Source organism: Quadrisphaera setariae (assembly GCF_008041935.1).
In the GTDB taxonomy this organism is placed as follows: domain Bacteria; phylum Actinomycetota; class Actinomycetes; order Actinomycetales; family Quadrisphaeraceae; genus Quadrisphaera; species Quadrisphaera setariae.
This window is the reverse complement of sequence record NZ_VKAC01000008.1, coordinates 209102-227452: the sequence shown is the minus strand read 5'-3', so window position 1 is coordinate 227452 and position 18351 is coordinate 209102. Positions and strand designations below refer to the sequence as shown.

The 18351-nt window shown below is 74.7% G+C and carries 20 protein-coding genes; 8 read left to right on the top strand and 12 right to left on the bottom strand.

The window, feature by feature from the left end; all coding sequences use genetic code 11:
- Positions 1-3: 3 nt before the first annotated feature.
- The 4 genes from FMM08_RS14930 to FMM08_RS14915 are packed head-to-tail and all read right to left on the bottom strand — an operon-like array spanning position 4 to position 3624.
- Positions 4-999 carry a GNAT family N-acetyltransferase gene (locus FMM08_RS14930; RefSeq protein WP_222710810.1) on the bottom strand — a complete coding sequence of 332 codons (996 nt, stop codon included), beginning with the start codon at positions 997-999 and terminating at the stop codon, positions 4-6.
- Positions 996-1952 (bottom strand): hypothetical protein, encoded by a 957-nt coding sequence (locus tag FMM08_RS14925; protein ID WP_147927152.1) that lies wholly within the window; start codon positions 1950-1952, stop codon positions 996-998. The genes FMM08_RS14930 and FMM08_RS14925 overlap by 4 nt, the downstream gene beginning before the upstream one ends.
- 25 nt (positions 1953-1977) lie before the next feature.
- Positions 1978-2694, bottom strand: coding sequence for an SDR family oxidoreductase (locus FMM08_RS14920; protein ID WP_147927151.1), 717 nt, complete (start codon positions 2692-2694; stop codon positions 1978-1980).
- Positions 2695-2721: 27 nt separating this feature from the next.
- The gene (locus FMM08_RS14915; RefSeq protein ID WP_147927150.1) at positions 2722-3624 is read right to left on the bottom strand and encodes an SDR family oxidoreductase; all 903 of its coding nucleotides are present in this window, start codon (positions 3622-3624) and stop codon (positions 2722-2724) included.
- Between the two features lie 87 nt (positions 3625-3711).
- Here FMM08_RS14915 and FMM08_RS14910 point away from each other — a divergent pair, with 87 nt between their 5' ends.
- Positions 3712-4710: a TIGR03560 family F420-dependent LLM class oxidoreductase gene (locus FMM08_RS14910; RefSeq protein WP_147927205.1), complete on the top strand. Its 999-nt coding sequence runs from the start codon at positions 3712-3714 to the stop codon at positions 4708-4710.
- Positions 4711-4819: 109 nt separating this feature from the next.
- On the opposite strand, the gene FMM08_RS14905 is transcribed toward FMM08_RS14910, so the two are convergent.
- The 5 genes from FMM08_RS14905 to FMM08_RS14885 form a co-directional block, all read right to left on the bottom strand.
- Positions 4820-5434, bottom strand: coding sequence for a dihydrofolate reductase family protein (locus FMM08_RS14905; RefSeq protein ID WP_222710809.1), 615 nt, complete (start codon positions 5432-5434; stop codon positions 4820-4822).
- Between the two features lie 24 nt (positions 5435-5458).
- Positions 5459-5773 carry a hypothetical protein gene (locus tag FMM08_RS14900; protein ID WP_147927149.1) on the bottom strand — a complete coding sequence of 105 codons (315 nt, stop codon included), beginning with the start codon at positions 5771-5773 and terminating at the stop codon, positions 5459-5461.
- Between the two features lie 10 nt (positions 5774-5783).
- Positions 5784-6371, bottom strand: coding sequence for a hypothetical protein (locus FMM08_RS14895; protein WP_147927148.1), 588 nt, complete (start codon positions 6369-6371; stop codon positions 5784-5786).
- A complete protein-coding gene (locus FMM08_RS14890) occupies positions 6368-7567 on the bottom strand; it encodes a GGDEF domain-containing protein (protein ID WP_147927147.1) in 1200 nt (399 codons plus the stop codon). The genes FMM08_RS14895 and FMM08_RS14890 overlap by 4 nt, the downstream gene beginning before the upstream one ends.
- Positions 7568-7639: 72 nt before the next feature.
- The gene (locus FMM08_RS14885) at positions 7640-8530 is read right to left on the bottom strand and encodes a sulfurtransferase (RefSeq protein ID WP_147927146.1); all 891 of its coding nucleotides are present in this window, start codon (positions 8528-8530) and stop codon (positions 7640-7642) included.
- 93 nt (positions 8531-8623) lie between these two features.
- On the opposite strand from FMM08_RS14885, the gene FMM08_RS14880 reads away from it, so the two are divergent.
- Positions 8624-9430 (top strand): FxLYD domain-containing protein, encoded by an 807-nt coding sequence (locus tag FMM08_RS14880; RefSeq protein WP_147927145.1) that lies wholly within the window; start codon positions 8624-8626, stop codon positions 9428-9430.
- On the opposite strand, the gene FMM08_RS23975 is transcribed toward FMM08_RS14880, so the two are convergent.
- From FMM08_RS23975 to FMM08_RS14865, 3 genes are read right to left on the bottom strand one after another with little or no spacing between them, the layout of a single operon-like run.
- Entirely contained in the window at positions 9334-10284 is a 951-nt protein-coding gene (locus tag FMM08_RS23975) for a fumarylacetoacetate hydrolase family protein (RefSeq protein ID WP_147927144.1), read from the bottom strand. The genes FMM08_RS14880 and FMM08_RS23975 overlap by 97 nt on opposite strands.
- Positions 10285-10287: 3 nt before the next feature.
- Positions 10288-11277, bottom strand: a complete 990-nt coding sequence (locus FMM08_RS14870; RefSeq protein WP_147927143.1) for a C-terminal binding protein — start codon at positions 11275-11277, stop codon at positions 10288-10290.
- The gene (locus FMM08_RS14865; protein ID WP_222710808.1) at positions 11274-11969 is read right to left on the bottom strand and encodes a GntR family transcriptional regulator; all 696 of its coding nucleotides are present in this window, start codon (positions 11967-11969) and stop codon (positions 11274-11276) included. Before FMM08_RS14865 ends, FMM08_RS14870 begins: the two co-directional genes overlap by 4 nt.
- 213 nt (positions 11970-12182) lie before the next feature.
- Here FMM08_RS14865 and FMM08_RS14860 point away from each other — a divergent pair, with 213 nt between their 5' ends.
- Genes FMM08_RS14860 through FMM08_RS14835 form a run of 6 tightly spaced genes read left to right on the top strand, consistent with a single transcriptional unit; the run spans position 12183 to position 18347 of the window.
- On the top strand, positions 12183-12950 hold the full coding sequence (locus FMM08_RS14860) for an RraA family protein (protein ID WP_147927142.1): 768 nt from the start codon (positions 12183-12185) through the stop codon (positions 12948-12950).
- Between the two features lie 10 nt (positions 12951-12960).
- The gene (locus tag FMM08_RS14855) at positions 12961-13848 is read left to right on the top strand and encodes an NAD(P)-dependent oxidoreductase (RefSeq protein ID WP_222710807.1); all 888 of its coding nucleotides are present in this window, start codon (positions 12961-12963) and stop codon (positions 13846-13848) included.
- The gene (locus FMM08_RS14850) at positions 13845-14804 is read left to right on the top strand and encodes a carbohydrate ABC transporter permease (RefSeq protein WP_255472420.1); all 960 of its coding nucleotides are present in this window, start codon (positions 13845-13847) and stop codon (positions 14802-14804) included. Before FMM08_RS14855 ends, FMM08_RS14850 begins: the two co-directional genes overlap by 4 nt.
- Entirely contained in the window at positions 14801-15721 is a 921-nt protein-coding gene (locus FMM08_RS14845) for a carbohydrate ABC transporter permease (RefSeq protein WP_147927141.1), read from the top strand. Before FMM08_RS14850 ends, FMM08_RS14845 begins: the two co-directional genes overlap by 4 nt.
- A 50-nt stretch (positions 15722-15771) precedes the next feature.
- On the top strand, positions 15772-17145 hold the full coding sequence (locus FMM08_RS14840) for an ABC transporter substrate-binding protein (protein ID WP_187279771.1): 1374 nt from the start codon (positions 15772-15774) through the stop codon (positions 17143-17145).
- Between the two features lie 26 nt (positions 17146-17171).
- Positions 17172-18347, top strand: coding sequence for a CaiB/BaiF CoA transferase family protein (locus FMM08_RS14835; RefSeq protein WP_222710806.1), 1176 nt, complete (start codon positions 17172-17174; stop codon positions 18345-18347).
- Positions 18348-18351: the final 4 nt, after the last annotated feature.

The following is an 18351-nucleotide window of genomic DNA, read 5'->3' as shown; positions in this document are numbered from 1 at the left end:
CGCTCAGGACGGCGCGACGAGGTACCGGTACTCGTGGTGCGCGGTGAAGCCCGCCCGCTCGTAGAGGGCGCGGGCAGCGGTGTTCGAGACCGCCACCTGCAGGAACGCCGCCCGGGCGCCGCGCTGGGCGCCCCAGGCCAGCAGCGCGCCCGTGACCCGCAGCGCCAGGCCCCGGCGGCGGTGCGCCGGGGACGTCTCGACGGCGGACAGCCCCAGCCAGGCGCCCTCCGGGTGGGCCGAGAGCGACCCGCGCGCCACCGCGAGCACCTCGCCTCCCGCGTCACGCCCGACGCTGCGCTCTCGCACGCTCGCGAAGACCTGCTCGTCGGCGGACAGCAGCACCTGCCGCCCGGCCTGCCCGACCGGGCCGCGCCCCTGGTAGGCCGCCAGCCACGCGTCGTCGGGCTCGTCGTCCAGGACGACGCCGGCGTCGAGCGCGATGCCGGAGGCGCTCCCACCACCGGTGGGCAGGTCCGCGGTCATGACGAGCGTGGGCGTGCGCACGGTCCAGCCGCGGCGCTGCAGCTCCGCGGTGAGGTCACCGGTCGGAGCGGCGACGACGGCCTCCAGGCCGCGCGCGGCGTAGAACTCCCGGACCCGCGTGAGCGCGCTGTCGAGGTCGCAGCCGGGGTCACCGACGGCCAGGGCGGAGTTGGCCCGCCCGGTGAAGCCGTCCGCCGCCCGCAGCCGCCACGCGCCGAGGTCCTCGCGCTCCCCGGGCCGCCAGTGCTCGGCGGCCACCAGCTCGAGCGTCTCCGCACCGACCTGAGCAGCACCGGTCCGAGCAGCGCGGCTCGGGGCGGGCGGCACGCCCTTGGCCGCCAGCACGTCGCGGCGCGCGACCACCACCTCACCACGGCGCGTGGCCACCACGAGGCGCTCGGCGTCGGCCGCCACCAGCTCCCCCAGCGCGTCGGAGGCCGCTCCGTCGGGCAGGCGGTGCCGGACGACCACCCGCCGCCCGACCACCAGCTCCTCGAGGCGCAGTGCGTGCCTCACGCGTCGAGGTCGTCCAGGTCCGGGTCGTGGAGGGCGTTGACGAGGTCGTCGGCGACGTCCAGCAGCACGCCGCGCAGGTCCGGGTCGACGTGCACCTGCACGTCCCGGTCCGCCTCGTCACCGCTCTCGGACACCGTGAGCAGGCCCGCCGCCGCGAGGAGGCGCACGTCGCGCAGCACCGGCCCGGCGGCGACGGAGTCGCCGACGACGTCGGCCAGCCGCACCGTCCCGGTGAGGGCGAGCCGGGCCACGAGGTCGATGACCACCTCACCGCGCTCGACGTCGAGCAGGGCGTCCGCCAGCTCGGCCCGGTCGACGCCGTCCGGGGTCCCGGTCGGGAGCTCTCCGGTGGCAGCGGAGCCGCCGAGCCACGCCAGCGACTCGTCCTGCAGCTCCGTGTCGTCGCCCTCCACCACGGCCATGAGGTGCTGGGCGAGCGCCGCTCGCGCCGCCAGCAGCTGGGCCTGACCGCCCTCGCGCCACTCGGACGCCAGCTCGTCGCGCTCGTCGGGGTCGGCCAGGAGCAGCGCGGCGCGGCTCCACCGCCTCAGGACGGCGACCTCGTCGTCCTCCAGCGGCCGCAGCCCCTCCGGACGCACCACGACGGGGTCGGCGTCGTCGTCGGCGCCGGACAGGAGCACCTCACCGAGGTGGGCCACCAGCGGGTTGGCGAGCAGCGCGGACGCCACCCGCTCCTCGGGGATCGACTCGACCTGCGCGAGCAGCGCCAGGCGCTCGGCGCGCTCGGCCGCCGTCTCCGGCTCGTCCTCGTAGCCGTCACGGGCCAGGTCGAGCCGGTCCGCCGGGTCACCCGGGCCCAGGTACCGCTGCGCGGCGGGGTCGGAGACCCAGGCGCCGTCGTCGACCACCGGACCGGAGCCCCGGCCCAGCGGACGGCGCCGCGGCTTCTGGGCGTTCGCCTTCTTGGGCCGGTGGACCTTCTTCTTCGCCACCCGCAGACCGTACTTAGAGGGGCGGTCAGGGAGTCGCGCTGGGGGAGACCACCAGCTCGTCGATGCGCACCCGCGCCGGCGTGGTCGCGATGAAGGCGACCACCCGCGCCACGTCGTCGGGGGTGAGCATCACCGAGCGCTCCTCCTCGTCGGGCGCGGTGGGCCGCGCCTCGACGAAGTCGGTGGCGATGTCGCCGGGGCACAGGTGCGTCGCGCGGACCCCCGTGCCGGCGAGGTCGTCGTTGAGGCTCGCCACCAGCCCGCCCGCGCCGGACTTGCTCATCCGGTACGCCGCTCCCGCCCCGGGGGACGTGCGCACCGCGGCCCGCGAGCTCACCACGACGACGAGCCCGTCCCCGCGGTCGTGCATGCCGGGCACCACCGCGGCGGCGCAGTGCGCGAGCCCGGTGAGGTTGGCCGCCACGATCGCGTCCAGCGCGGGCAGGTCGAGGTCGTCCCAGTGGCGGCGGCGGGAGTTCGCCCCCGCGGCGGCCACCAGCACGTCCACGCCGCCGGAGTCCTCCAGGAGCCGCCCGGCTGCGGCCACGGCCTCGGCGTCGGCGACGTCCAGCGGCAGGGCGCTCGCGGCGCCGCCGGTCGCGCGGACCGCAGCGGCGACGGCCTCGAGCCGGTCGCCTCGGCGCCCGGACACGACCACCTCGTAGCCGACGGCCGCCAGCGACAGCGCGCACGCCGCCCCGACACCCGACCCGCCACCGGTGATCCACGCGCGTCCCGCCACGGGCCGGACCCTACGGGGCGGCGCTGCTCACGACCTCCTGAGGACCTGCTCCAGCGACCGAGCGGGATGCCCGGTGAGCTCTTCCACGGCGGAGCTGACGGTGTCGAGCTGTCCCGCCGCGATGGCCGTGTAGGTCGAGACCCACGCCGCGACCTGCCAGTCCGGCGCCCCGTAGGCGGCGCGCGAGGCGAAGGCCTCCTCGAGGGTCTCCGGCTGGTAGCGCGCCGGGCGGCCCGTCACGCGGGCGACGGTCTCGGCCACCTCGTGCAGCGTGAGGGCCTCCGGGCCGGTGAGGTCGTAGGCGCGACCGGCGTGCTCGCCCGTGCCGTCGAGCGGGCCGCGGGCGGCTGGCATCAGGACGGCGACGGCGGCGTCCGCGACGTCGTCCTGCGCCACGGCCGCCACGCGGCCCTCGCCCGCCGGGCCGCGCAGCACGCCGTCGTCGCCGACCATCGCGGGCAGGAAGTCGGCGTAGAGGCCGTCGCGCAGGGCCGTCCACGCCATGCCCGTCCGCGCCCGGGCGGCCGCCAGGTGCTGCTCGGTGGCGTGGTGGTCGCGGGCGAGGGTGAAGACGGCGTCCGGTGCGGCACCGAGGAAGGAGGTGTAGACGACGTGGCGCACCCCGGCGTCGGCGGCCGCGTCGAGGAAGGTGCGGTGCTGGTCGACCCGGTCCGGGGCCTCCGCCCCCGACACCATGAACAGCACGTCCACGCCGGCGAGGGCCCGGCGGGCCGCGTCGCCGTCGTCGTAGGGCGCCACCGCCACCTCGGCCGGTCCGGCGGGGCTGGTCAGGGACGGCGCGCGGGAGGCGTCCCGCACGAGCAGCCGCAGCGGCGGGTCCCCGCTGCCCAGCCGTGCGGCCAGGAGCCGGGCCACCCGGCCGCCCACGGCCCCCGAGGAGCCGGTCACGGCGATCTTCGCGGTCGTCACCGCTCCAGCATGCCGGGGCTGCGGGGTGTGGGTCGACCCCGGGTGATTTAGCGTTACACCGTGAGCAACGACGCTGTGACCACGGACCTGCGCTTCGGCCTCTTCGTCCCCCAGGGGTGGCGCCTCGACCTCGTGGGCGTCGAGCCCGCCGACCACTGGGGCGCCATGCGCTCGGTCGCCGAGCTGGCCGACCGCGAGGGCACCCCGTGGGAGTCGGTCTGGGTGTACGACCACTTCCACCCGGTCCCGAGCCCCACCGACGACGCCGTGCACGAGGCGTGGACCCTCATGGCCGCCCTGGCCGCCGCCACGTCACGGGTGCGGCTGGGCCAGATGTGCACGTGCATGGGCTACCGCAACCCCGCCTACCTGGCGAAGGTCGCCGCGACGGTGGACGTCGTCTCCGGCGGCCGCGTGGAGATGGGCATCGGCGCCGGGTGGTACGAGCACGAGTGGCGCGCCTACGGCTACGGGTTCCCCCGCGCCGGCGAGCGCCTCGCGCAGCTCGCCGAGGGCGTGGAGATCTTCAAGCAGCTGTGGACCACCGGCGAGTCGACCTTCTCCGGGGAGCAGTACACGACCGACGGCGCCCTCTGCCGCCCGCTGCCCCTGCAGGACGGCGGCATCCCCCTGTGGATCGCCGGTGGCGGGGAGAAGAAGACGCTGCGCATCGCCGCCCAGCACGCCCAGTACACCAACTTCTCGGGAGACCTCGAGGGCTTCCAGCACAAGTCCGAGGTGCTCAAGGGGCACTGCGAGGACCTCGGCACCTCCTACGAGGCGATCACCCGCTCGGCCAACTACAACGTCATCGTGGCCGAGACCGAGAAGGAGGTCGCCGACCGCCGCGCCTGGATCCTCGACAGGCTGACCCAGCGCGTCGGCGCCGAGGTCGCACAGGCTGAGGTGGAGAAGTCCTACGACGCCTCGATCACCGTCGGCACGCCCGAGCAGATCGTCGACAACCTCAAGCCGCTCGTCGCCGCCGGCATGACCTACCCGATCGTCTACTTCCCCGAGATCGCCAGCGACACCTCCGGCGTGGAGCTCTTCGAGAGGTCCGTCATCCCGGCCCTGACGGCCTGAGAGGCGTGACGCCGGACGTGCAGAGGTCCGTCGCAGCCCTCCTCGGGACCGGTCCGGCCGACTTCTGCACGTACGGCGTCACAGCCCGGCCGGGAGCGGCGTCGTCAGATCAAGCGGGGCCGTAGACGAGGTGCACCACGCCGTTCTCGAACGGGGTCGCGCTGAGCAGCGACAGCTCCACGCGGGACCCGTCGGCGAACAGCCGCAGGCCCTCACCGAGCGCCAGGGGGTAGGTGATGAGGTGCAGCTCGTCGACGAGCCGGTCCGCGAGCATCGCCCGCACCAGCTGGACGCTGCCGCTGACGTAGACGTCGCCGTCGGCGTCGTCCTTGAGCTGCTGCAGCGCGCTCGCCGAGTACCCCACCGCCGTCGCCGGGCCCCAGTCGAGGCCGTCGGGCCGTGAGGTCACGACGTGCTTGGGGGAGTCGTTGAAGAACGGGGCGCCCGGGTCGTCCTCGACGGTGCGGGTCGACCACGCCGGCGCGAACATCTCGTACGTCGTCCGGCCCAGCAGGACGTCGCTGCACCCGGCGGTGATCGAGCCGATCGCCGCCACCATCGGCTCGGTCCACGGGTAGGCCATCGTCCACGAGGGCGCGTCGACCACCCCGTCGACCGTCATGAACTCGTGCACCTTGATCTTGCCCATCGTCGCGCTCCCCGTGGTCAGGTGGTCCTCGTCCGTCGTCTCACCGGTGCGACCGCCGCGGTGGCCGGGACTCATCGGCCGCCGCCCACCGGCCCGGCGTCAGAAGCCGAGCGTCAGGCCGTCGTCGTCCTCCGGGGCCCTGGCGGCGGCGCGGTCAGCGGCCACCCGGGCCCGGTACTCCTGCGCCAGCGACGGCGCGTGCTGGGACAGCCACAGCTCGAGCTGCTGGCGGCACCCGTTCTTGCGGCACCAGCGCTCCCAGCGCTCGGGCGTCGCGTCCTCGTGCTCGAACGACGACAGGCGCCGGTCGCACAGCGACCTGCCGGTCAGCCGGGGGTCGGGCCAGTGGACCCGGCGGTCGGCGCCGTCACCGGCGCCCCAGGTGAGCCGGACGGCCCGGTCGAGGAGGGACACGCGGGTCCGATCAGCACATGCAGACGCCGCTGGCGGACCGCACGGTGAAGCAGTCGGGGCAGACGCTCAGGGGCGCCTCGGGAACGGGCGCCGGCTTCTTGGCCGCGCTGGCGCGCGTCCTGGTCACCCGGGGAGCTGCCGCGCCAGGCTCCTTCGCCTCCTGGGGCTCCGCAGCCTCCTGGGGCTCCCGAGAGCTGCGCGGCGCGCTGGTCGAGGCGCGCGCGGCTCCGGCGTGGCGCGTCAGCCGCTCGACGACGTCTCGCTCGTCCTGGGCGCCGGAGTCGACAGCGGACTGGCCGCCGAAGTGCATCCACGCGCGACGCCGGGCGCCGGCCCCGGTGTCGGTGCCGTCGACGAGGGCGGCCTCGCGCACCACGAGCACGGCGAGGTCGGGCTCGCCGCGGCGGGCGCAGTCGGCGGTGATGACCCCGAGGGCCTTCGGCAGCGCGCGCGAGGTCACCGCCCCGTCCGTGGCCTCGGACGCCTCGGACGGCGGGACGACCCGGCCCTCCTCGGCAGCAGCGACCAGGGCGTCGCGCAGCAGGGGGATCGCCTTGAACAACCGCGCGGGGAGGGCTTCGGATCCGAGCGTCGTCACGGGTCCACTCTCGCACCCCGCGGGGTCCTGCGGGCACTCGCTCCAGATGACGTCGTGGTGACGTCCCGGACGCCGTCGGCAGGGCGTCGGGCCTCCGGCACCGGGAAGGCTCCTCGGTGGTGCTGGACGCGGTCCCGCCCCGCCGCCTTGGCGGCGTAGAGCGCCTCGTCGGCCTGGTCCACGAGGCCGCCGACCAGCTCGCGGGCCGCCACGCGCCAGCCGTCGCCCTGGGCGAGCACCTGGGCGAGCGCCCCCTCGCTCGCGGCGGCCGTCCCGATGCTCACCGTGACCGGGGGCAGGTCGGCGACGAGCAGCGAGGCGACGCTGCGCCGGACCCGCTCGGCGGTCGCCACCAGCTGCTCGACGTCCTCGACGCGCGTGACGACGAGCAGCTCCTCCCCGCCCCAGCGGGCGAGGAGGTCGCAGCTGCGCAGCTCCGCGCGCACCGCGCCGGTCGTCGCCAGCAGCAGCCGGTCGCCGGCGGTGTGGCCCCAGGTGTCGTTGACGCGCTTGAAGTGGTCGAGGTCCAGCAGCATCACAGCCACCCGAGACCCCTGCTCCGCGCAGCGTCGGACGAGCGGCGGGACGTCGTCCACCAGGGCGCGGCGGTTCAGCAGACCCGTGAGGACGTCGGTGCGAGCGGCGCGCTCCGCGTCGGCCTTGGCCCGGTCGAGGGCCGAGGCCATCGCCGAGACGACCACCGCCGGCACCGCGACGAGAGCGACGACGACGCTGGCGTTGTACGCGAGGTACGCCCCGTGGAGGTCCAGCTGGAGGAGCAGCAGGAGCGAGGCCACCTGTGCCCCCGCCACCAGCGCCACGACGCCTCGACCGCTGTGGTGCATGCGCGTGAGCGCCGTCAGCACCGTCAGCGTGGTGATGCACTGCCAGCGCCAGTGGTCGTCGGGCACGACGCTGCCGTAGGTGCCGATGAGGATGATCGCCAGCACGAGCACCGCGGTCGGCTCGTGTCCGCGCAGCTCCCCGCGCACCAGCATCGCCAGGGCCAGCAGCAGCCAGACCGCTGCCACGGCCAGGAGCTCACCGCGGTGGGCGGCGTGCACCGGGGACGACGAGGCGGGCAGCGAGCTCGCGTCGAGCAGCGCGGTGGCGACCACCAGGCACAGCACGGCCAGCACGGCGGTGCGCCACTCGAACCGCGCTGACAGCTGTCGCGCTGCCCGGGGCCACCTCACGACCTCAGATCGGGCACCGGGGCCGCGCTCTTGAGGGGTGCTGGGTCACGACACCCGCGGCGACCGCTGCCGTCACCCGGTCGCTGCCGGTCGTGCGGGGTCGCGGGACCACTGCGACCACGAGCCGGGCCACAGGCGGGCGCGTCCCAGGCCCAGGTGCTCGATCACGAGGAGTCGGTGGCAGGCCGTCACGCCGGACCCGCAGGAGGAGACGACGGCGCCCGCGGCGACGGCCTCGGCGCGCACCCCCGCGGCGGCGAGCCGGTCGCGCAGCACCTCTTCGGGCAGGAGGCGGCCGAGCGCGTCGACGTCGTCGCGGACCGGCAGCCCCACCGCGCCGGGCACGTGGCCGGCGCGCGGGTCGAGCGCGTCGGGGGCCCCGGCGAAGCGCTCGGCCGGGCGGGCGTCGAGCAGCACCGAGCCCGGGTCCGCTGCGGCGCGGGCGGCGTCGTCGACGTCGGCGAGCAGGACAGCGGGCCAGGTCGTCGGCAGATCCGTCGGTGCTGCTCCGGTCCGCGGGAGCGGAGCGCGCTGCTCACCGGCACCGGTCTCGAGCGGCCGGCCGGCCGCCCTCCAGGCCAGCAGTCCGCCGTCCAGCAGCGCCGCCGGGCGGCCCAGGGCCCGCAGCATCCACACGAGGCGGGCGGCGATGACGCCGCCGGCGTCGTCGTAGGCCACCACCACCCCCTCGTCCACGGGCAGGCCCAGGTCGGCGAGGGCGCGCAGGAAGGCGTCCGGGGCGGGCAGGGGATGGCGGCCCGCGGCGTCGGACGGCGGCCCCGCGAGCACGTCGTCGACGTCCACCCGGACGGCGCCGGGCAGGTGACCGGCGGCGAACGCCTCCGCGGGGTCCCTGCCGTCGGGGTACCAGCGGACGTCCGCGAGAGCGGTGCGCCCGTGCGCGAGTGCGGTGTCGAGCCAGGCGGCGTCGACGAACGGGGGGACGGCGGGGGAGTCGGCCACGGCCCGATCCTGCCCCTGCGCACTCACCGGCCGGCACCCCCGGGCGGTGCCCGGCCGGTACGGTCGAGCCCTTCCCACCGCCCGGAGGCCCCCGTGTCGGACCCGACGTCCCGCTACCCCGAGCAGCCCCAGAACCCGGAGCAGCAGCCGGCGTACGTGCCGCCGCCCGGCTACGAGGAGTACGCGCCGCGGCAGCAGGCCCCCTACGCCGGCCAGCAGCAGCCGTACCAGCAGGGCCCCCAGCAGCCGTACCAGCAGGGGTACTCCCAGCCGTACCAGCAGGGCTACCAGGGCGCCCCGGTGAGGCCGACCTCCGTGGTCGCGGTCATCGGGCTCGTGCTGGCGTTCCTGCTCAGCCCGATCGGCGTGGTCGTCTCCGCGTTCGGCATCGCTGACACCCGCGGCGGTCGGAAGGCCGGGCGGGGCCTGGCGATCGCCGGCGTCGTCGTCGGCGCCCTCGGGACCGTGCTCTGGGTGCTGGCGATCGTCGCGGCGGTCGTCTTCGTGCAGAGGTCCGTGGAGACCGTCTCCGGCCTGTCCACCGCCTTCCCCAGCGGCCTGCCGAGCGAGCTGCCCAGCGGTCTCCCGACCGACCTCGGCGGCGTCCTCGGCGGGGAGGACGCCAGCGCCGACGTGGTGGTCGACAGCTGCTCCTCCACGGTCGGCGGGGTCGCCACGGGCTCGGTGAGCGTCACCAACAGCACCGACGCGGACGCGTCCTACGTCGTGACGCTCGTGGCGCTGAACGCCTCGGGCGAGGAGGTCGGCGACCTCTACGCCGCGGTCGGACCGGTCTCCGCCGGTCAGAGCGCCGAGGGCCAGGCCGCCGGCTTCGTCGACGGCGACCAGGACGTCGCCAGCTGCGAGGTCTCCGCCGCGGTGCGCAGCGCCGCCGGCTGACGGCCCACCCGGACGACGGGGTTGGTGAGCTCGCCGACCCCGTCGACCCTGACCGTGACGACGTCGCCCTCCAGCAGCGTCACCTCCGGCGGCGGGACGAGCCCGGTGCCGGTGAGCAGGACGACGCCGTCGGGGAAGTCGAGGCCGGCGAAGAGCCACGCCGCCAGCTCGGTGAAGGAGCGGGCCATCGAGGCCGTCGTCGTCGCGTCCTCGTACACGGTGGCGCCGCCGCGCTCGATGGTCACGGCCACGGCGAGCGGCCCCTGCGGAGCGTCCCACACGGGCACCACGCCAGGGCCGAGCGAGCACGAGCGCGAGTAGACCTTCGCCTGCGGCAGGTACAGCGGGTTCTCGCCCTCGATGGTCCGGCTGGAGACGTCGTCGCCGGGGACGTAGCCGAACAGCTCGCCGCGGCTGTTGAGCACCAGGCCCACCTCGGGCTCGGGCACGTCCCAGCCGGAGTCGACGCGCACGCCCACCGCACCGCCCGGCCCGACCACCCGCGCCGCGGTGGCCTTGAAGAACACCTCGGGGCGGTCGGCGGCGTAGACGAGGTCGTAGACGTCGGCGTGGTCGGACTCCTCGGCGCGCCCGTCGCGGGAGCGCAGGTAGGTGACGCCGGCCGCCCACACCTCCTGGGTGTCGACGGGGGCCAGCAGCGGGGCGTCGGCGTCAGCCGCCGCGCCGGCGCGCTGCGCCCGGGCCAGCACCGCGCGGGCCTCGTCCAGCGGCACCCTGAGCAGCTCGTGCAGCGGCGGCGCCTCCACGGCCGACCCGCCGTCCCTCAGCTGCCACCGCTCGCCCCCCGCCCGTCCGTCGGTCCGTCCGTCGCTCGTCCTCACCAGCAGCGCCATCGCTCAGCTCCTCGTCGTCGGTCTGCTCTGCCGGGCGCCGAGTGCCTCCAGCGCCCTCTCGGCGGCGCGCGTGCGCAGCCGTCCCACCGACCCCGTCGACATCCACGCGACGTGGGGGGTCACCAGCACGCGGGGGTCGCGCAGCAGCGGGTCGCCGGGGTCGGCCGGCTCGGTCCACCACACGTCCAGCCCCGCACCGGCCAGCTGGCCCGAGGCGAGCGCGGCCTCCAGGGCCGCGCGGTCCACGAGGCCGCCGCGGGCGGTGTTCACGAGGAAGCCGCCGCGCGGCATGGCGTCCAGCTGCTCCGCCCCCACGAGCCCGCGGGTGGTCGGCGTCAGGGGCACGTGGACGCTCACCGCGGTGCTGCGCGCCCACAGCTGCGCAGGCTCGACCAGCTCCACCCCCGCCGTCGCCGCGACCTCCGCCCCCACGAACGGGTCGCTGGCCACCACGACGACGTCGAAGGCGCGCAGCCTCCGGGCGACCTGCTGGGCGATCGCACCGAAGCCCAGCAGGCCGACGGTGCAGTCCGCCAGCTCCCGCGGGTCGGGCAGGTCGCCGCGCGCCGGCCAGCTGCCCGAGGCCGCCGCCGCCGACCAGGCGGGGACGCCGCGCAGCAGCGACAGCAGCAGCGCGGTGGCGTGGTCGGCCACCTCGCGGGAGCCGTAGTCGGGCACGTTGAGGGCCGTGACGCCCAGCTCGGCGGCGGCCTCGAGGTCGACGACGTCGAGCCCGACCCCGTAGCGGACCACCACGCGGACGTCCGGGCACTCCTCCAGCACGCGACGGGTGACGGGCGCGTACTGCACGAGCAGCGCTTCAGCACCGCTGGCGCGGGCGGCCGCCACGACGTCGTCCTCGGTGCGGCAGGCCGCCTCCACCAGGTGCCAGCCAGCCCCCTCGAGCACCGCGCGCTCCAGGTCTGCCGGGCCCATGTCGCAGTCGGTGACCAGCACCGTGCGCTCGCCGGCCACCGGCGCGGCGGGGCTCACGGGCGCGCGTCCGGGGGAGCCAGGAACGAGCGCTCCCCGTGCACGGCCAGCTCCGCGAGCACGGCCTGCGGGTCGCCGGTCTCGACCACCTCCAGCAGGCGGCGGTGGCGCTTGACGTGGGTGACGAGGTCCTCGTACTCGTTCTCGCGGGTGTAGAGGTTGCGAGCCATGCACAGGCGCTGCTGGCGCTGCACCGAGGCGTAGGCGGCGTCGAGCCGCCCGTGCCCGGCCAGCGCGACGAGGGCGGAGTGGAAGTCGTAGGCGGCGCTGACCAGGGCCCCCCGGTCGGCTGCCTCGGCCTCCCGCTCCATCCGGGCGAGCGCTGCTCGGCAGCGCTCCAGCCGCGCGGGGTCGGTGACCGGGACGCCCAGCTCCACGGCGAGGCGCTCCAGCGCGCTGCGCAGCGTGAGGATCTCCATGACGTCCTGCTCGGTCAGGGTGGTCACCACGGCGCCGCGGCGCGGGCGCACCTCGATGAGCCCCTCCTGCTGCAGCGTGCGCATGGCCTCGCGCAGCGGCGGGCGGCTGATGCCCAGCTCCTCGGTGAGCCGCTCCTCGGTGAGCCGCTCGCCCTCCGCGAGGGCGCCGGACAGGATCATCCGCCGCAGCTGCTCGACGGCCAGCTGCACCAGGCTCGGCGCCTGGATGAGGGCGGTCGGCGGTGCCGGCGGGTCGGTGGTGGCGCGGCTCACGGGGATCTCCTGGGGACGGGGGTGCTGGGGGCGGTGCCACAGGTCTAGCCCCGAGGGGCACCGCACCAACAGTCTTGTCTTCGTGTCGTGTCTGTTGTAGACAATATCCACCGAGCCCACCGGCGCGCCAGGACGGACTGCTGCGCCCACCGCAGGCTCAGCGCGCTGTCGAGACCCGTGGAGCGCACCCGCCCTCAGAGACGAGGAGCCCGCATGTCCACGACCACCGCCACCCCCCAGCAGACGACCGGCAGCACCGGCGGCCCCGACCTGGCAGCCCTCTACAAGCACCTGCGCGTCGTCGACGTCGTCGACGCCCTCGACGGGATCGGCTACTTCAACCTCACGCTCATGTCGCCCGAGCTGCGTCCCCTGTGGAGCGGCATGCGCTTCTGGGGCCCGGCCGTGACGATCCGCGCCGTCCCCTCCAACAAGCCGATGTGGAGGCTCGAGGGCACCCAGGACATCGTCGAGGCCCACCGGATCTGGTTCGAGCGCTACCCCGCCACCCGCCTGCCCGACGACCTCCCGCCGAACCACGTCATCGTCATGGAGTCCGGCGGTGGCCCCGAGGTCGGCTTCTGGGGCTCGGAGAACGCCATGGGGGCGGTCGGCGGCGGCGCTGCCGGCATCATCACCGACGGGTACTGCCGCGACACCGCCGAGATCGAGCTGCAGCGCACGCCCGTGGTGGCCCGCAAGCGCGGCCGCACGATCATCCCGGGCCGCATCGAGGTGGTCGAGGTGCAGGGCACCATCGCCTGCGGCGGGGTGCGGGTGGACCCGGGCGACGTGGTCGGCTGCGACGAGGACGGCGCCGTCGTCGTCCCCGCGGCCGTGGCGCAGGAGGTGGCGGTGCACGCCCGAGCGATCCTCCTGGCCGACATGCACGCCCGCCGCCGCCACTACGACGCGCAGGGCAAGAAGCCCGACTCCACCGTCGACGCCGACGCGGTCATCGCCTACTACGAGAGCCTCTGAGGCGGACCCCGTGCCGCTCGCTCCAGGCTCGACCTCGGTCGGCTTCGCCGGCCTGGGCAACATCGGGGCGCCGATGGTGCGCGCCCTGCTGGCCGCCGGATGGGCGGTCACCGTCAGCGACCTCGACGCCGGCCGCGTGCAGCGGCTCGTCGACGAGGGCGCCAGGGCCGCGGGCAGCCCCGCGGACCTCGCCGGGTGCGACGTCCTGCTGCTCGCCGTCTCCGACGACGCCGCCGTCACCGCGGTGCTCGAGGGCGACGACGACGACGCGGGCTGGCTCGCGGGCGGCGGCTCCGCCGAGGGCGGCGCTGACCGGCTCGTGGTCGTCCACAGCACCGTGCTGCCCGCCACGGCCGTCCGCCTGGAGCAGGTGGCCCGCGAGCGCGGCGTCGCCCTGCTCGACGCCCCGGTGAGCGGGGGAGCCGAGCGCGCCGCGAGGGGCGACCTCACGGTGTTCGTCGGTGGCGACGCCGACGCCGTCGAGCTCGGCCGTCCCCTGCTGGACGCCGTCGGGTCCCGCGTGCTGCACGTGGGACCCGCGGGAGCGGGTGCCGCCACCAAGCTGGCCAACCAGCTGATGATGCTGTCGGCTCTGGCCGGCGCCCACGAGGCGGTCGAGCTGGCCGCGGCGTACCAGGTGGACGAGGCGACCGTGCTCGACGCGGTCTCGTCGTCCACGGGTGGGTCGTGGGTGGCCAGCAACTGGGGCTTCTTCGACGCGACGTCCGCCGCGTACGACGAGGCGGGCACCCCGCGGCGCGAGCGCCCGTGGAGCAAGGACCTCTTCGAGGTGGTCGAGGCCGGGAGGTCGGCCGACCTGCGCCTGCCGGTCGCGGCCCTGCTCTCCCAGGTGCTGGCAGACCGCGTGGAAGCGCACGCCGAGGGGGCGCGCTCGTGAGCGCCGTCGACTCGCCGGCGTCTCCGCTGCTCCCGGTGCGCACGGCGAGGCCGCCGCAGGTGCGCCCCTCGGGCCGCAAGCGGCGCGAGGCGCTGGCCGCCTACGCCTTCCTGCTGCCGTGGTTCGTCGGTCTGCTCGGGCTGACGATCGGCCCGATGCTCTACTCGCTGTACCTGTCCTTCACCCGGTACAACCTGCTCTCGCCGCCGCAGTGGCGCGGGCTGGCCAACTACCGGGCGATGCTCACCGACCCCCGGCTGGCCAGCTCCGTCGAGGTCACGCTCCTCTACGTGCTGCTGGCCGTGCCGGGCATCCTCGTGGTCTCCCTGGCCGTGGCGATGGTGCTGGCCAAGGGCATGCGCTTCCTGCCGCTGTACCGGGCGGCGTTCTACCTGCCCTCCCTCATCGGCGCGAGCGTGGCGGTGTCCTTCCTGTGGCGGCAGCTGTTCGCCGGCGACGGCGTCTTCAACGCGCTGCTGGCGGTGTTCGGGATCGACGGGCGGACGTGGATCGGCGACCCCGACACGGCGATGCTCACCCTGGTGGTGCTCAGCGTGTGGACGTTCGGCTCTCCGATGATCATCTTCTTGGCGGGCATCCGGCAGGTCCCGCGCGACCTGTACGAGGCCGCCGAGGTGGACGGAGCCGGGCCGGTGCGCCGGTTCGTCAGCGTCACGCTGCCGCTGCTCAGCCCGCTGATCTTCTTCAACGTGCTGCTCACCACGGTCAACGCCTTCCAGGCGTTCACCCCGGCGTACGTCATCTCCGGGGGCACCGGCGGGCCGGCCGACTCCACCCTCTTCTACACGCTCTACCTCTACCAGCGCGGTTTCGCCGAGCTCGACATGGGCTACGCCTCAGCGATGGCGTGGGTGCTGCTCGTGGTGCTCGGGATCTTCACCGCCGTGATGTTCGCGACCTCCCGCTTCTGGGTCCACTACGGAGACGAGCGATGAGCACCAGCGCACCTCCCAGGCCGCCGTCCCAGCCCCGGGGAGCCCACCCCGCAGCGAGGCTCGTCGTCGACCAGCGGCGTCCGTCGCGCTCGAAGGTGGTCCGCGCGCTCGCCCGGCACGCCGTCCTCATCTGCGTGCTCGCCGTCGTCCTCTACCCGCTGCTGTGGATGGTGGGCGCGTCCTTCCGCCCCGGCAACGAGGCGTTCGGCACCCTCGGCCTCCTGCCGCGGAACTTCACCCTCGACAACTACCGGGACGGGTGGTCCTACGGGTCGCTGGACTTCTCCCGGTACTTCGTCAACAGCCTGGTGATCTCGGCGCTGGCGATCGTCGGGAACGTCGTCTCGTGCGCGCTGGCGGCCTACGCCTTCGCCCGGTTGGAGTTCCCGTTCCGGCGGGTGCTCTTCGCCCTCGTGCTGGCCACGCTGCTGCTGCCCTACCAGGTGACGATCGTGCCCCAGTACGTGCTCTTCAACGAGCTGGCCTGGATCAACACGATCCTGCCGCTGGTGGTGCCCAAGTTCCTCGCCACCGACGCCTTCTTCGTCTTCCTCATGGTCCAGTTCATCCGGACCCTGCCCCGTGAGCTGGACGACGCCGCCCGCCTCGACGGGTGCGGGCACTTCGGCATCTTCTGGCGGGTCATCGTGCCGCTGTCGCTGCCGGCCATCGGCACCACGGCGATGTTCACCTTCATCCGCACCTGGGACGACTTCCTCGGGCCGCTGCTCTACCTCAACAACCCCGAGCGGTGGACCGTGACGCTGGGCCTGAACGGCTTCCTCGACGCCACCGGCACCAGCGCCTTCGGGCCGCTGTTCGCCATGGCGACCCTGGCGATCGCGCCGATCGTCGGCTTCTTCCTCGTCTCTCAGCGGCTGCTCATCGAAGGGGTCGCCACGAGCGGCCTCAAGTGACCTTCTCTCGCCTGTCAATGTCGACAATCCCTGATCTGGAGGCACCACCCATGTCCGCCACCCACCGCTCCCGTCGCTCTCGTCGTCGTGCCGCCCTCCTCGCCGGCGCAGCTGCGCTCACCCTCGTCGCCACCGCCTGCTCCGGCGGCACCCGCGTGGGCGGCGACGCCCCGTCGGCCGCCACCGGGGACGACGCCGGCAAGGGCGAGGTCACCGGCGCCGTCCGCCTGGCGTACTGGGGCTCCGGCGCTCGCGTCGACCTCACCAACGGCGTCTCGGACCTCTTCGTCAAGGAGCACCCGGGCGTCGACGTGACCCCCGAGTTCACCGACTTCGCCGCCTACTTCCAGCGCCTCAACGTGCAGGCCACGTCCGGCGGCATGGCGTGCATCACCCAGCTGCAGGGCCGCCAGCTCAACGACTACGCCGGCCAGGGGCTGCTCGTGGACCTGCAGCCGCTGGTCGACTCCGGTGCCATCAACGTCGACGACATCCCCGCCGAGGTCCTCGACACCGGCCGCGGCCCGGACGGCAAGCTCTACGAGATCCCCTACGGCGCCGCCTACGACGCGATCATGGTCAACACCACCCTCGCCGACCAGGCGGGCGTCGGGACGCCGCCCGCGAACTGGACCTGGGACGACTTCTTCGCCTACGCCCCGAAGGCCAAGGCGGCCCTGCCCGACGGCGTGGCCGGCGTGAACCTCCTCGGCGGGCACCCCAACACCTTCATCGAGTGGCTGCGCGGCAACGGCAAGGAGGTCTTCGACGGCAACAAGGCCGCCTTCACCGTCGACGACGTCGTGGAGTACTGGGGCCTGTGGGAGCAGCTGCGCACCTCCGGCGCCACCATCTCCGCGCAGGACCGCTCCGCCGAGGCCGCCCAGGTCGAGCAGAGCTGGATCGCCCAGGGACGCACGGTGCTCGACAACAAGCCCGGCAACCAGCTCGGCCAGGCGCAGGGCGCCCTCGACGGCGCGCAGCCGGGTTCCCAGCTCACCACGGTGCAGCTGCCGCGCGGCGCCGACGGCGCCTCCAGCACCGTGCTGTTCACCTCGGGCTGGTCGATCCCCACCAGCTGCGACAACATCCCCACCGCCGCCGCCTACATCGACTTCTGGGTCAACGACCCCGAGGCCAACGCCCTGTTCGCCTCGAACAACGGCGCGGTGACCAACACGAAGATGCTCGAGGCCCAGCTGGCCGACACCTCCCTGGCGCCCGCCACCCGCCAGAACCTCGAGCTGTTCCAGCAGATCGTCAAGGACGAGCCGCCGACGGTGCTGTACCCGGCCGGGTACCAGGCCAACTTCGAGACGGCGTTCACGCGCTCCTACGAGGCGGTGGCCCTCAACGGCGCCGACCCGCGCCAGACGGCGCAGCAGTTCGTGGACAACCTCAACGCCGCGCTGGCGCAGGCCTGACGGGGCGGGGGAGCACCGTGGACACCGTGGACCCGGGCACCGCACCCCCGGGCGCGCTGGCGGGCATGAGGGTGCTCGACCTCACCCAGGTCATGGCCGGCCCGTTCTGCACGATGGTGCTGGCCGACCTCGGCGCCGACGTCATCAAGGTGGAGAACCCCGACGCCGGCGACCAGACCCGCAGGTCGTGGGGCAGGTCGGGGATCGGGGAGGACAGCCGCGCCTTCCTGTCGCTCAACCGCAACAAGCGCAGCGTGGTGCTCGACCTGAAGTCCGAGGAGGGCCGGGCCGACTTCCTGGCGCTCGTGGAGGACGCCGACGTCGTCGTGGAGAACTGGCGGCCGGGGGTGGCGGAGCGGCTCGGTGTGGGATGGGACGTGCTCTCGGAGGTGAACCCGGCGCTCGTCTACGCGAGCATCTCGGGCTTCGGGAAGACCGGTCCCTACGCGGACCGGCCCGGGTACGACCTCATCGCCCAGGCGATGACCGGGGTCATGTCCATCACCGGCGATCCCGACGGGCGCCCGGTGAAGAGCGGCATCCCCGTGGCGGACCTCGGCTCCGGGCTGTTCTGCGCGGTGGGGATCCTCGCCGCGTGGACCAGCGCCCGCCGCACCGGGGTCGGCCAGCTGGTGGAGACGTCGCTGTTCGAGTCGGCGCTGGCGCTGGCGGTGTGGGAGTCCACCGAGTTCTGGGACACCGGGCGCACGCCCGCCAAGCTCGGCTCGGCCAACCGCATGTCGGCGCCCTACCAGGCGCTCGCCACCCGGGACGGCCACGTCACGGTCGGCGCCAACAACGACAGGCTGTGGCGGCGGCTGTGCACCGCGCTCGACCTGGAGCACCTCCTCACCGACCCGCGGTACTCCACCAACGTCGGGCGGATGGCGCACCTGCCCGACCTCGTCGCGGCCCTCGAGGAGCGCCTCGTGGAGCGGGACACCGACGCGTGGGTCCAGGTGCTGCTGGGGGCCGGCGTACCGGCCGGGCCCATCCAGGACTACCGGCAGGTGCTCACCGAGGACCCGCACGTCAAGGCCCGCGAGATGGTCGCCACGTTCACCCACCCCGTGGAGGGGGAGGTGCCGGTGCTCGCCTCGCCGCTGCGCCTGTCGGCCACCCCGCCCGTCATCCGCCGGCCGCCGCCGCTGCTGGGGGAGCACACCGACGAGCTGCTCGCCCGCGAGCACGTCAGCTCGTGACCGG

Excerpts from the sequence above, each read along its gene's own strand:
- FMM08_RS23975 (WP_147927144.1), bottom strand. The coding sequence starts at position 10,284 with ATGGCGCTGCTGGTGAGGACGAGCGACGGACGGACCGACGGACGGGCG.
- FMM08_RS14840 (WP_187279771.1), top strand. The coding sequence starts at position 15,772 with ATGTCCGCCACCCACCGCTCCCGTCGCTCTCGTCGTCGTGCCGCCCTC.
- FMM08_RS14860 (WP_147927142.1), top strand. The coding sequence starts at position 12,183 with ATGTCCACGACCACCGCCACCCCCCAGCAGACGACCGGCAGCACCGGC.
- FMM08_RS14845 (WP_147927141.1), top strand. The coding sequence starts at position 14,801 with ATGAGCACCAGCGCACCTCCCAGGCCGCCGTCCCAGCCCCGGGGAGCC.
- FMM08_RS14905 (WP_222710809.1), bottom strand. The coding sequence starts at position 5,434 with ATGAGTCCCGGCCACCGCGGCGGTCGCACCGGTGAGACGACGGACGAG.